The organism is Streptomyces sp. CRN 30, from assembly GCF_034105845.1.
Genome location: NZ_JAVRHI010000120.1, coordinates 32705 through 45690, shown reverse-complemented (window position 1 = coordinate 45690; position 12986 = coordinate 32705). Strand labels below are relative to the sequence as shown.

General features: G+C 74.0%; 10 protein-coding genes and 1 pseudogene. 9 read left to right on the top strand and 2 right to left on the bottom strand.

The annotated features are described in order from the left end of the window. The 6 genes from UW392_RS11540 to UW392_RS11515 all read left to right on the top strand — a co-directional run. The coding region (locus tag UW392_RS11540) for an integration host factor (protein ID WP_320774833.1) at window positions 1-283 on the top strand (283 nt) is incomplete at its 5' end. A gap of 37 nt (window positions 284-320) precedes the next feature. Further along, window positions 321-914 carry a guanylate kinase gene (gene gmk / locus UW392_RS11535; RefSeq protein ID WP_320774832.1) on the top strand — a complete coding sequence of 198 codons (594 nt, stop codon included), beginning with the start codon at window positions 321-323 and terminating at the stop codon, window positions 912-914. Between the two features lie 65 nt (window positions 915-979). Next, entirely contained in the window at window positions 980-1252 is a 273-nt protein-coding gene (gene rpoZ, locus UW392_RS11530) for a DNA-directed RNA polymerase subunit omega (protein WP_006382157.1), read from the top strand. 109 nt (window positions 1253-1361) lie between these two features. Beyond that, on the top strand, window positions 1362-2564 hold the full coding sequence (gene coaBC, locus UW392_RS11525) for a bifunctional phosphopantothenoylcysteine decarboxylase/phosphopantothenate--cysteine ligase CoaBC (protein WP_320774831.1): 1203 nt from the start codon (window positions 1362-1364) through the stop codon (window positions 2562-2564). 240 nt (window positions 2565-2804) lie between these two features. Next, complete coding sequence (metK, locus tag UW392_RS11520) at window positions 2805-4013, top strand: methionine adenosyltransferase (protein ID WP_320774830.1); 1209 nt, start codon at window positions 2805-2807, stop codon at window positions 4011-4013. A 121-nt stretch (window positions 4014-4134) separates the two neighbouring features. Next, complete coding sequence (locus UW392_RS11515) at window positions 4135-6297, top strand: primosomal protein N' (RefSeq protein ID WP_320774829.1); 2163 nt, start codon at window positions 4135-4137, stop codon at window positions 6295-6297. Window positions 6298-6383: 86 nt separating this feature from the next. On the opposite strand, the gene UW392_RS11510 is transcribed toward UW392_RS11515, so the two are convergent. Next, on the bottom strand, window positions 6384-6923 hold the full coding sequence (locus UW392_RS11510) for a hypothetical protein (protein ID WP_320774828.1): 540 nt from the start codon (window positions 6921-6923) through the stop codon (window positions 6384-6386). Between the two features lie 236 nt (window positions 6924-7159). On the opposite strand from UW392_RS11510, the gene fmt reads away from it, so the two are divergent. After that, complete coding sequence (gene fmt, locus UW392_RS11505) at window positions 7160-8092, top strand: methionyl-tRNA formyltransferase (RefSeq protein ID WP_320774827.1); 933 nt, start codon at window positions 7160-7162, stop codon at window positions 8090-8092. A 110-nt stretch (window positions 8093-8202) separates the two neighbouring features. After that, complete coding sequence (locus tag UW392_RS11500) at window positions 8203-9624, top strand: RsmB/NOP family class I SAM-dependent RNA methyltransferase (RefSeq protein WP_320774826.1); 1422 nt, start codon at window positions 8203-8205, stop codon at window positions 9622-9624. 379 nt (window positions 9625-10003) lie between these two features. On the opposite strand, the pseudogene UW392_RS11495 reads toward UW392_RS11500, so the two are convergent. Further along, a pseudogene (locus UW392_RS11495) lies at window positions 10004-12100 on the bottom strand (MMPL family transporter); the annotation flags it as partial. A gap of 157 nt (window positions 12101-12257) precedes the next feature. Between UW392_RS11495 and rpe the strand changes: the two are divergent. Then, window positions 12258-12944: a ribulose-phosphate 3-epimerase gene (gene rpe, locus UW392_RS11490; RefSeq protein ID WP_320774825.1), complete on the top strand. Its 687-nt coding sequence runs from the start codon at window positions 12258-12260 to the stop codon at window positions 12942-12944. The last annotated feature ends 42 nt before the right edge of the window (window positions 12945-12986 follow it).

The following is a 12986-nucleotide window of genomic DNA, read 5'->3' as shown; positions in this document are numbered from 1 at the left end:
GCTCGAAAAGGCCGCCGCGGCTCGCCGGGAGCGGGCCGAGGTCAAGAATCGACTCAAGCACTCCGGCGCCTCCCTGCACGAGGTCATCAAGCAGGGCCAGGAGAACGACGTCATCGGCAAGATGAAGGTCTCCGCCCTCCTCGAATCCCTGCCGGGCGTGGGCAAGGTCCGCGCCAAGCAGATCATGGAGCGGCTCGGTATCTCCGAGAGCCGTCGTGTGCGTGGCCTCGGCTCCAACCAGATCGCATCCCTGGAGCGCGAGTTCGGCAGCACCGGCAGCTGAGTCCGGACCACTCCGGTATTGCTGGAATAATCGCTGCATGGCTGCAACATTCCGGGGGACGACCCCCGAGCCCCCGGACGTACGTCCGCGGCTGACCGTGCTCTCCGGCCCCTCGGGGGTCGGCAAGAGCACGGTCGTCGCTCACATGCGCAAGGCCCACCCCGAGGTGTGGCTCTCGGTGTCGGCGACGACCCGCAAGCCGCGCCCCGGCGAGCAGCACGGCGTCCATTACTTCTTCGTCACCGACGAGGAGATGGACAAGCTGATCGCCAACGGGGAACTCCTGGAGTGGGCCGAGTTCGCGGGCAACCGCTACGGCACGCCGCGCGCGGCCGTGCTGGAGCGGCTGGACAAGGGTGAGCCGGTGCTGCTGGAGATCGATCTCCAGGGCGCCCGGCAGGTCCGCGACTCCATGCCGGAGGCCCAGCTGGTGTTCCTGGCCCCGCCCTCGTGGGAGGAGCTGGTGCGCCGGCTGACCGGCCGCGGCACCGAACCGCCCGAGGTGATCGAGCGTCGCCTCGGAGCGGCCAAGGTCGAGCTGGCGGCCGAGCCGGAGTTCGACACCACCCTGGTCAACACCTCCGTCGAGGACGTGGCGAGCGAGCTGCTAGCCTTGATGGACGTCGTGTGATCGTCGCCGGTCGTCCGGCGCCGGTCATCCCGACCACATCTTTCCCACCCATCGGAAGGTAGAGCGTGTCCTCTTCCATCTCCACGCCCGAGGGCATCATCAACCCGCCGATCGACGAGCTCCTCGAGGCCACGGACTCGAAGTACAGCCTCGTGATCTACGCGGCCAAGCGGGCCCGCCAGATCAACGCGTACTACTCGCAGCTCGGCGAGGGCCTCCTCGAGTACGTCGGTCCCCTGGTCGACACGCATGTCCACGAGAAGCCGCTCTCGATCGCGCTCCGCGAGATCAACGCGGGTCTGCTGACCTCCGAGGCCGTCGAAGGCCCGGCGCAGTAACCCTCTTCTTCGCACCACACACAGGCCCGGCGGCGCGACCGCCGGGCCTGTGGTGTGTCATGGGAGCACACGGACAACAGGGTTTTCCTTGAGGTGGGAGGCAGACACGGTGGACAGGCCCAGGGTCGTTCTCGGAGTGAGCGGCGGCATCGCCGCGTACAAGGCCTGTGAGCTGCTGCGCAGGTTCACGGAGTCGGGACACGACGTCCGGGTGGTCCCCACGGACTCGGCGCTGCACTTCGTCGGCGCGGCCACCTGGTCCGCCCTCTCCGGCCACCCCGTCTCCACCGAGGTGTGGGAGGACGTCCACGAGGTGCCGCACGTCCGCATCGGCCAGCACGCCGACCTGGTCGTCGTCGCGCCCGCCACCGCCGACCTGCTCGCCAAGGCCGCCCACGGCCTCGCCGACGACCTCCTCACCAACACGCTGCTCACCGCGCGCTGCCCCGTCGTCTTCGCCCCCGCCATGCACACGGAGATGTGGGAGCACCCGGCCACCCAGGAGAACGTCGCGACGCTGCGCCGCCGCGGCGCCGTCGTCATCGAACCGGCCGTCGGCCGCCTCACCGGCGCCGACACCGGCAAGGGCCGCTTCCCCGACCCGGCCGGGATCTACGAGGCGTGCCGCCGGCTCCTCGCCCGCGGCACCGCCGCTTACGACCTCGCCGGGCGCCACGTCGTCGTCAGCGCCGGCGGCACCCGCGAACCCCTCGACCCGGTCCGCTTCCTCGGCAACCGCTCCTCCGGCAAGCAGGGCTACGCCCTCGCCCGTACGGCCGCCGCGCGGGGTGCCCGGGTGACGCTCGTCTCGGCCAACGCGTCGCTGCCCGCCCCGGCGGGCGTCGACGTGATCGCCGTCGGCACGGCCCTGGAACTGCGCGAGGCGGTGCTGGCGGCGCTGCCCGGCGCCGACGCGGTGGTGATGGCGGCGGCCGTCGCCGACTTCCGGCCCGCGGCCTACGCCACCGGGAAGATCAAGAAGAAGGACGGGCAGGAACCGGAACCCCTCGCGCTGGTGCGCAACCCCGACGTCCTCGCGGAGATCTCCGCCGGCCGTGCCCGCCCCGGACAGGTGATCGTCGGCTTCGCGGCCGAGACGGACGACGTCCTGGCCAACGGCCGCGCCAAGCTGAAGCGGAAGGGCTGCGACCTCCTCGTGGTGAACGAGGTGGGGGAGCGCAAGACGTTCGGCGCCGAGGAGAACGAGGCCGTCGTGCTGGGCGCCGACGGCAGCGAGACCCCCGTTCCCTACGGTCCGAAGGAGGCCCTCGCGGACACCGTGTGGGACCTCGTGGCGGGCCGGCTCGGCTGAGGACCGGCTTCCTTCGACGGCACCTCTGAACCTCGTACATTCGTGCGTGGCGACCCTGGCCAAGGACGCAGGTCATTGGGCAGAATGCGGGTGCCGCAGGTCACAGGCTTCCCGAGAGGCGAGACGGGTGGGGCCCTGGCCGAGGGTGACCGATAAGCTGTTACCGGACGCCGCCGGGTGCAGCTCCCCGCGACGTCCGACCATGATCAGCCAGCAGCCGCTGCAACCACAGGGAGCGTTGTGTCCCGTCGCCTGTTCACCTCGGAGTCCGTGACCGAGGGCCACCCCGACAAGATCGCTGACCAGATCAGCGACACCATTCTCGACGCGCTTCTGCGCGAGGACCCGACGTCCCGGGTCGCCGTCGAAACGCTGATCACCACCGGTCTGGTCCACGTGGCCGGCGAGGTCACCACCAAGACCTACGCCGACATCGCGACGCTGGTCCGCGGCAAGATCCTGGAGATCGGTTACGACTCCTCCAAGAAGGGCTTCGACGGGGCCTCCTGCGGCGTCTCGGTGTCGATCGGGGCACAGTCCCCGGACATCGCGCAGGGCGTCGACACGGCGTACGAGAACCGTGTCGAGGGCGATGACGACGAACTCGACCGGCAGGGCGCCGGCGACCAGGGCCTGATGTTCGGCTACGCCTCCGACGAGACGCCGACCCTCATGCCGCTGCCGGTCTTCCTGGCCCACCGCCTGTCGAAGCGCCTGTCGGACGTCCGCAAGAACGGCACGATCCCCTACCTGCGCCCCGACGGCAAGACGCAGGTGACCATCGAGTACGACGGCGACAAGGCCGTCCGCCTCGACACGGTCGTCGTCTCCTCGCAGCACGCGTCCGACATCGACCTGGACTCCCTCCTCGCCCCCGACATCCGCGAGTTCGTCGTGGAGCCGGAGCTGAAGGCGCTGCTCGACGAGGGCATCAAGCTCGACACCGAGAACTACCGCCTGCTCGTCAACCCCACCGGCCGCTTCGAGGTCGGCGGCCCGATGGGTGACGCCGGCCTGACCGGCCGCAAGATCATCATCGACACGTACGGCGGCATGGCCCGCCACGGCGGCGGCGCCTTCTCCGGCAAGGACCCGTCCAAGGTCGACCGCTCCGCCGCGTACGCGATGCGCTGGGTCGCGAAGAACGTCGTCGCTGCGGGCCTCGCCTCGCGCTGCGAGGTCCAGGTCGCCTACGCCATCGGCAAGGCCGAGCCGGTCGGTCTCTTCGTGGAGACCTTCGGCACGGCGAAGGTCGACGCCGAGAAGATCGAGAAGGCGATCGACGAGGTCTTCGACCTCCGCCCGGCCGCCATCATCCGCGACCTCGACCTGCTCCGCCCGATCTACGCCCAGACGGCGGCGTACGGCCACTTCGGCCGCGAGCTCCCCGACTTCACCTGGGAGCGCACGGACCGCGTGGAGGCCCTGCGGGAGGCGGCGGGTCTGTAGCCCGGCGGCGTCTGACGCTCACGAGGCCCGGTGCCCCCTTGAGGGGGTGCCGGGCCTCGGTGCGTCACGGACCGGGCGCCGCCCGCCGCGGACTGTCAGTGGCCTTTGCGAGAATGCCGTTGTGAGCAGCGAGAACGAGCAGGTGGGCGGGGGCGGGGACGGGGCTTCGCATGAGCAGCTCGCGCTGATCCGGGAGAGTGTGCGCAAGGCCGAGGTGCCGCGGGCCAAGCCGCGGACCTGGCGTGGCGCCGCGCTCGCCAAGGAGCTGCCGGTCGCGCGGGTGCTGGTCGACAAGGGCGTGCTCCACCTCGACCGGTACTTCGACTACGCCGTCCCCGAGGAGCTGGACGCCGACGCGCAGCCGGGGGTGCGGGTGCGGGTGCGGTTCGGGGCCGGGACGAGGAACGTACGGGACGGGCGGCGCGAGGGCGGCGGGCTCATCGACGGCTTCCTCGTCGAGCGGGTCGCCGAGGCCGACTACCAGGGGCCGCTGGCCGCCCTGGCACAGGTGGTCTCGCCCGAGCCGGTGCTCGACCCCGAGCTGCTCGCCCTGACCCGGGCCGTCGCCGACCGGTACGCGGGCAGCCTCGCCGACGTGCTCCAGCTGGCCGTCCCGCCTCGGCACGGAAAGGCCGAGGCGCGGACCTTCCCCGCAGCGCCCCCGCCGCCAGGACCGCCCGAGCCCGGGTCGTGGACGCGGTACGAGCGGGGACCGCGGTTCCTCGACGCGCTCGCCTCCGGCGGCGCCCCGCGCGCCGTGTGGACCGCGCTGCCGGGCCCCGAGTGGGCCGGGGAGATCGCGCGCGCGGTGCGGGCGGTGCTCGCCTCGGGACGCGGCGCCCTCGTCGTCGTACCCACCGTGCGGCTCGCCGCCCGGGTCGACCAGGCGCTCGCCGAGGAGCTGGGGCCCGGACAGCACGCGCTGCTGACGGCGGACGCCGGACAGCAGCGGCGGTACTCGGAGTGGCTCGCCGTGCGGCGCGGCGCCGTGCGGGCGGTCGTGGGGACCCGGGCCGCCATGTTCGCCCCGGTCCGCGACCTCGGGCTCGTCGTCGTCTGGGACGACGGGGACGCCCACCACAGCGACGACCACGCGCCCTTCCCGCACGTGCGGGAGGTGCTCGAACTACGGGCCTCGCGGGACAACTGCGCCTTCCTGGCGGGCGGCTGGAACTGCACCGTGGAGGCCGCGCAGCTCGTCCGCACCGGCTGGGCCGGCGCGCTCGCCGCCCCCCGCGACGAGGTGCGGCGGACGGCTCCGCTGGTGCGTACCGTCGGCGACCGGGACCTGGCGCGGGACGAGGCGGCGCGGGCCGCGCGGCTGCCCTCCGTCGCCTGGCAGCTGGCCCGGGACGCGTTGCGGGAGGGGCCCGTCCTGGTGCAGGTGCCCCGGCGCGGGTACGTGCCCCGGCTGTCCTGCCAGCGGTGCCGCGAACCCGCCCGCTGCCGGCACTGCGCCGGTCCGCTCCAGGCCCGGGAGGCCACCGGCGTGCTCGCCTGCGGCTGGTGCGGGCGTGAGGAGAGCGGTTGGCACTGCCCGGAGTGCGGGTCGTTCCGGCTGCGTGCGCAGGTCGTCGGGGCCCGGCGCACCGCCGAGGAACTGGGCCGGGCCTTCCCCGCCGTCCCGGTGCGGACCTCGGGACGGGAGCACGTACTGGACACGGTGCCCGGGACGCCCGCGCTCGTCGTCAGCACCCCGGGCGCCGAGCCCGTCGCCGAGGGCGGCTACGCGGCCGCGCTGCTGCTCGACGGCTGGGCCATGCTCGGCCGGCCCGACCTGCGGGCCGGGGAGGAGGCGCTGCGGCGCTGGATCGGGGCGGCGGCCCTGGTGCGGCCGCAGAGCGCCGGGGGCGCGGTGGTCGTCGTCGCCGAGCCGACGCTGCGGCCCGTGCAGGCGCTGGTGCGCTGGGACCCCGTCGGGCACGCCGTGCGTGAGCTGGGGGAGCGGGCCGAGCTGGGTTTCCCGCCGGTGTCCCGGATGGCGGCCGTCGCCGGGCCGGGGGAGGCGGTGGCCGAGTTCCTCGGCGCGGTGGAACTGCCGCCCGAGGCGGAGGTACTGGGGCCGGTGCCGATGCCCGTCACCGCGCCGGGGCGGGCCCGGCGGCCGGGCGATCCGCCGCCCGGTGAGCAGTGGGAGCGGGCGCTGGTACGGGTGCCGCCGGGGCGCGGGGCGGCCCTGACCGCCGCGCTGAAGACCGCGCAGGCGGCGCGGATGGCGCGTGGGGGCGGCGGGGGCGGCGGCCCCGCCGTGCGGGTGCGGGTCGATCCGCCGGACATCGGGTGACGCGGTGGTGACCCGGGGGAGTCGCCCTCCCTGAACGCCGACTGCCCTCTCCGCCGGGCGCGGGAGGGCAGTGCGGGTACGTCCGTTCAGCCGTTGCGTGGACCGGGGAAGGCCGTCGGCCTCGGCTCCAGTGCGGGGCTGCCCGCCGTCGGCTGGGTCGGCATCGAGCGCGCCGCGGGGACCGTGGGGACCGGGGAGATGCCCGCGCCCACGTTCACCGTGCGGGAGCCCGGCGTCTCCTCGACGTGGTCGGGCTCGGCCGGGGCTCCCTGGGTGGCGGCACGGCGGGCGCCGTACCGGCGGTGCACCGCCTGCTTGGTGACCCCGAGCGCCGAACCCACCGCGTCCCACGAGAAGCCGAGCGACCGGTCGAAGTCCACGGCGGCCGTGACCAGGGTCTCGACACTGTCCCGCAACTCCTGGGCGAGACGGACCGTCGGCGCGGGGGCGCGCCCGTAGACGACGAAGCCCGTGGAGGGGCCCGAGCGGCGCGGGCGGTAGACGTTGCCCAGCTGGGCGGTGAGCGTGCGCAGCGCGTCCACCTGCCGGCGGACCCGCTCGATGTCCCGTACCAGAAGGTGCAGGCTGGCCCGAGCCTGGGCGTCGTGAGTTGCGTGGTCGGCCATGAACAAGCCTCTCGAACCGGCGTTGAAAGGGAACGGGCCGCGTGGCGGTCCGTTGTGGTCAACTCTTCCTTGACAACGCCGGAGCGGTCCGCGGGTCACGGGGTGGGGCGTGGGTTGGTCTTCTGTGCGCCCCCTCGGCCTTCGGCGGCCGGGCGCCGTCGACGGCGCCCGGGAGCGTGGCTCGTAGACTGGTGCGCTGCCCGCAACCGCCCCCGCCCGAGAGGCCCGTCCCACTCATGAAGCTGGTCTTCGCCGGTACCCCCGAGGTCGCCGTTCCCGCCCTGGACGCCCTGATCGCCTCCGAGCGGCACGAGGTCGCCGCCGTCGTCACACGGCCCGACGCCCCGGCCGGACGCGGACGCCGGCTCGTGGCCTCGCCCGTGGCCGAGCGGGCCGAGGAGGCGGGCATCGAGGTGCTGAAGCCCGGCAAGCCGCGCGACCCCGAGTTCCTGGAGCGGCTGCGGGAGATCGCCCCGGACTGCTGCCCCGTCGTCGCCTACGGCGCCCTGCTGCCCCGCGTCGCCCTCGACGTGCCCGCCCACGGCTGGGTCAACCTGCACTTCTCGCTGCTGCCCGCCTGGCGGGGCGCGGCACCCGTGCAGCACGCCGTGATGGCGGGGGACGAGATCACGGGCGCCTCCACCTTCCTCATCGAGGAGGGACTCGACTCCGGGCCCGTCTACGGCACCGTCACCGAGACCGTCCGGCCCACCGACACCAGCGGCGACCTGCTGACCCGGCTCGCGTTCGCCGGGTCCGGGCTGCTCGCCGCGACCATGGACGGCATCGAGGACGGCACGCTGAAGGCCGTACCGCAGCCCGCCGACGGCGTCACCCTCGCCCCCAAGATCACCGTCGAGGACGCCCGGATCGACTGGGCCGCGCCCGCGCTGCGGGTGGACCGGGTCGTCCGAGGCTGCACCCCCGCGCCCGGCGCGTGGACCACCTTCCGGGGCGAGCGGCTCAAGCTGGTGCAGGCCGTACCCGCGCCCGACCGCACGGACCTCGCCCCCGGGCAGATCTCCGCCGGGAAGAAGAACCTGTACGTCGGCACCGGTTCGCACGCCGTCGAGCTGCTCTGGGTGCAGGCCCAGGGCAAGAAGCCGATGGCCGCGGCGGACTGGGCGCGCGGGGTGCGCATCGCCGACGGGGAGCGGCTCGGCGCCTGATCCACCGGGGAGCCGGGCGGTCGGCGGCTGATCCACCGGGGAGTCGGGCGGCGCGGGCACCGACGTAGGCTGGTGGGCGCACGTCCCCCTGGATTCCGGAGCACCTTTTCGTGACTGAGCAGCCTCGCCGTCCGCACAAGCCGGGCAAGCCCTACCGGCGGCCCCAGAAGGACCCCGTCCGCATCCTCGCCTTCGAGGCGCTGCGGGCCGTGGACGAGCGGGACGCCTACGCCAACCTCGTCCTGCCGCCGCTGCTGCGCAAGGCGCGCGAGACGACGGAGGGCTTCGACGCGCGGGACGCGGCCCTCGCCACCGAGCTTGTGTACGGCACGCTGCGGCGGCAGGGGACGTACGACGCGGTGATCGCCGCGTGTGTCGACCGGCCGCTGCGCGAGGTCGATCCGCCCGTACTGGACGTGCTCAGCCTCGGCGTCCACCAGTTGCTGGGCACCCGCATCCCCAGCCACGCCGCCGTGTCCGCCTCCGTGGAACTCGCGCGGGTCGTCCTCGGCGACGGACGGGCCAAGTTCGTCAACGCCGTGCTGCGGAAGGTCGCGCGCGACGATCTCGCCGGCTGGGTCGAGAAGGTCGCGCCGCCGTACGACGAGGACCCCGAGGACCACCTCGCCGTGGTCCACTCGCACCCCCGCTGGGTCGTCTCCGCGCTGTGGGACTCCCTCGGCGGCGGCCGGGCCGGCATCGAGGAACTGCTCGCCGCCGACAACGAGCGGCCCGAGGTGACGCTGGTCGCCCGGCCGGGGCGGTCCACGCCCGACGAGCTGCTCGGCGAGGAGGCCGCCGTGGCGGGGCGCTGGTCGCCGTATGCCGTGCGGCTGGCCGAGGGCGGCGAACCCGGGGCCGTCGAGGCCGTGCGGGAGGGTCGTGCCGGGGTGCAGGACGAGGGCAGCCAACTGGTCGCGCTGGCGCTGGCCGACGCGCCGCTGGAGGGGACCGACCGGCGCTGGCTGGACGGGTGCGCCGGGCCCGGCGGCAAGGCCGCGCTGCTCGGGGCGCTCGCCGCCGAGCGGGGCGCCTTCCTGCTGGCCTCCGAGAAGCAGCCGCACCGCGCGGGGCTCGTGGCCAAGGCGCTGGCGGGCAACCCGGGGCCGTACCAGGTGATCGCCGCCGACGGGACGCAGCCCGCGTGGCGGCCCGGCGCCTTCGACCGGGTGCTGGTCGACGTGCCGTGCACCGGGCTGGGCGCGCTGCGCCGCCGGCCCGAGGCGCGGTGGCGGCGCCGGCCCGAGGACCTGGAGAACTTCGCACCGCTCCAGCGCGGGCTGCTGCGCGGTGCGCTGGAGGCCGTACGGGTCGGTGGCGTCGTCGGCTACGCGACCTGCTCGCCGCACCTGGCCGAGACCCGGGCCGTCGTAGCCGACGTGCTCAAGCAGATGCCGGACACCGACCTGATCGACGCCCGCCCGCTGCTGCCCGGCGTCCCCGACCTCGGGGACGGGCCGGACATCCAGCTCTGGCCGCACGTACACGGGACCGACGCGATGTACTTGGCGCTCATTCGCCGGACCGGTTGAGCCCTGGGCGCCCCGGGTCGCCCGGGTCGCCCGGGTCGCCCGGGTCAGCCGTGTCGGGCGCGCCGGGCGGGTCGGGCGGGGCGTCCGCGCCGGGTGGGTCGTCCGCGCTGGCCGCGCTGCCTGCGCTGCCAGCGCTGCTTGCGTCGCCTGCGCCGCCTGCGTGGTCCGCGCTGCTTGCGTCGCCTGCGCTGGCCGTGCTGCCTGCGCTGCCCGGGTCGCTCGGGACGTCAGGGGCGCGCGGGGCGTCAGGGATACGCGGGGCGTCGGGGTCGGCCGCAGCGCCCACGGTGGGTTTCCGCGCGGCCCCGGCACCGGGCTCCCCCGTGACCCCCGCCCCGACGGTCGGGCCTCCCGCTCCGACAGCCGGCCCTCCCGCCCCGACGGTCGGCTCCGGTGGTGGCCGGTGTGGCCACCACACCTTGCCGCCCGCGTCCAGGAACAGGGACGTGACCAGGACCGACCGTACGACGAACGTGTCCAGGAGGACGCCCAGGGCGACCGCGAAGCCGATTTCCGCGAAGGCGACCATCGGGAGCGTGCCGAGGGCCGCGAAGGTGCCGGCCAGGACCAGGCCCGCGGAGGTGATGACCGCGCCCGTCGCCGCCAGCGCGGTGATCACGCCCGGCCGGGTGCCCTGGCGGGCGGCCTCCTCGCGGACGCGGGTGGTCAGGAAGATGTTGTAGTCGATGCCCAGCGCCACCAGGAACACGAAGACGAACAGCGGGAAGTCCGTCGTCTCGCCCGCGTAGTCGAAGACGTGCCGGAACGCGAGCGCGCTCAGGCCGAGCGCCGCCGCGAAGGACAGGATCACCGTCCCGATCAGCAGCAGCGGCGCGAGCAGGGCGCGCAGCAGGGCGCAGAGGATGAGCAGGACGACCGCCAGCACCAGCGGGATGATCACTACGTTGTCGCGGGTGGTCGCCTCGTCCATGTCGAGGAGTGCCGCCGTACCGCCGCCCACCCGCGCGTCCGCCTCCGGCACCGCGTGCGCGGCGTCCCTGACCCGCTCCACCGTCCGCTTCGCGGCCTCGCTGTCCGCGGGGTCGGTCATCGTGGCCTCGAACAGCACCATGCCCTCGTGCAGCGGCTTGGTCCCCGGCGGCAGGCCCAGCGACTCGGGCACGACGCCCGGCGTCGCGGCCACCGCGCGGCCCACCTCCTCGGCCTGCTCCCGGTCGCTGACCACCACGAGCGGATCGCCGCTGCCCGCGGGGAAGTACCGCGCGGAGACCTCCTGCCCGACGATCGAGTCGGGCCTGCCGGTGAAGGAGTCGGCGTTGCCGATGCCCTCCGCGCGGAGCTGGATCAGCCCCAGCGAGCACAGCGCGAGCGCGGCCACCGTCGCCGCCCACACCAGGCGCGGACGGTGGGAGATACGGCGTCCCGCGCGCGCCCAGACCCCGCGTTCGGTCGGGTCCGGCGTGCCCTCGTGCGGGACCGCCGGCCAGAAGATCCACCGTCCGCAGATCACCAGCAGCGCCGGGAAAAGCGTCAACATGGCCAGCAGCGCCACCCCGACGCCGATCGCCGCCACCGGGCCGAGCCCCCGGGTGGAGTTCATCTCGGCGGCCAGCAGCACCAGCATGCTCAGTACGACCGTGGCGCCCGAGGCGAGCACCGCCGGGCCCGCCCGGTGCAGCGCCATCTCCATCGCCTCGTGCCGGTCACCGTGCCGGCGCAGCTCCTCGCGGTAGCGGGCGACCAGCAGCAGCGCGTAGTCCGTCCCGGCGCCGAACACCAGGACGGTGAGGATGCCGGCGCTCTGGCCGTTGACCGTCAGCCCCGCGTGCTCGGCCAGCAGATAGATCAGCGCCTGCGCGGTGAACAGGGCGCCGACCACGGCGAGCAGCGGGACGAGCAGCAGGGTCGGGCTGCGGTACGTGATCAGCAGCATGACCACGACCACGCCCATCGCCGACAGCAGCAGCGTCGAGTCGATCCCCTCGAACGCCTCCGAGAAGTCCGCCGACGTCCCGCCGGGTCCTGTGATGTGCACGGCGAGCCCGTCGCCGCCGTCGCCCACCTCGTCCCGGACCGAGTTGACCGCCGGCGCGATCCGCTCCCAGCCCTCCGCGTCCATCGTGATGGGGACGTAGATCTGCGCCGCTCGGGGACGCGTCTCACGGTCGAATACCGGGCCCCGGGTCTCGGCGCCGCGGACGCCGTGGTCGCGCAGCTTCCGCAGCTCCCGCACGTCCTGGCGGATCGCCACCCGGTCCCGGGCCGTCAGACCGCCTTCGCGCGCGTACACCACGACCGCCGGGATCTGCTCCGGCCGGAACTCCTCGGAGACCGCCAGCACCCTCGTCGACTCCGCCGAACCCGGCAGCCAGGCCGCCGCGTCGTTGTCCTGGGCGTCGGTGAGCTTCTGCGCGAGGGGCGCCGTCACCAGCAGCACCACCACCCACAGCGCGAGCACCAGCCACTTCGACCGGCGTCCGCACACCAGACGCCCGATGCCACGTGTCCCCGTCATGGCCACCCCCGCAGCCGCGCTGAGCCGCCCAGCATGGCACGCGGGGACCGCACGGAACACCCGGCGACGGGATCAGGTCCGTACCGGAAGGACCCGGCGACGGGATCAGGTCCGTACCGGAGGGACCGCACGGGCGCGGGCATGGCAGGCTTGGACCATGGCCGCGCAGATCAACCCCAGCATCCTGTCCGCCGACTTCGCCCGCCTCGCGGACGAGGCGAAGGCGGTACAGGGAGCCGACTGGCTCCACGTCGACGTCATGGACAACCATTTCGTCCCGAACCTGACCCTCGGAGTGCCGGTCGTAGAGTCCCTGGCGCGGGCGACGGACACCCCCCTGGACTGCCATCTGATGATCGAGGCGCCCGATCGGTGGGCGCCGCAGTACGTCGAGGCGGGGGCCGGTTCCGTCACCTTCCACGCCGAGGCCGCCGCCGCTCCGGTGCGTCTCGCCCGCGAGATCCGGGCCAAGGGCGCCCGCGCCTCCATGGCGCTCAAGCCCGCCACCCCGATCGAGCCCTACGAGGATCTGCTGCCCGAGCTGGACATGCTGCTGATCATGACGGTTGAGCCGGGCTTCGGCGGGCAGGCGTTCCTCGACATCATGCTGCCGAAGATCCGGCGTACCCGGGAGCTGATCGCCAAGCACGGCCTGGAACTGTGGTTGCAGGTGGACGGCGGGGTCTCCGCGAAGACGATCGAGCGGTGCGCGGAGGCGGGCGCCGACGTCTTCGTCGCGGGCTCGGCGGTCTACGGGGCCGAGGACCCGGCCGAGGCGGTCCGTGCACTGCGCAACCAGGCGGAGGCGGTGACGGCCAAGTCCTCCTGGGCGTGCGACCACTGAAGAACGAGAACGTGAACGGCTCCCGTCAGGGCTGATCAAGTG

Excerpts from the sequence above, each read along its gene's own strand:
- gmk (WP_320774832.1), top strand. The coding sequence starts at position 321 with ATGGCTGCAACATTCCGGGGGACGACCCCCGAGCCCCCGGACGTACGT.
- UW392_RS11510 (WP_320774828.1), bottom strand. The coding sequence starts at position 6,923 with ATGGCCGACCACGCAACTCACGACGCCCAGGCTCGGGCCAGCCTGCAC.
- fmt (WP_320774827.1), top strand. The coding sequence starts at position 7,160 with ATGAAGCTGGTCTTCGCCGGTACCCCCGAGGTCGCCGTTCCCGCCCTG.
- rpe (WP_320774825.1), top strand. The coding sequence starts at position 12,258 with ATGGCCGCGCAGATCAACCCCAGCATCCTGTCCGCCGACTTCGCCCGC.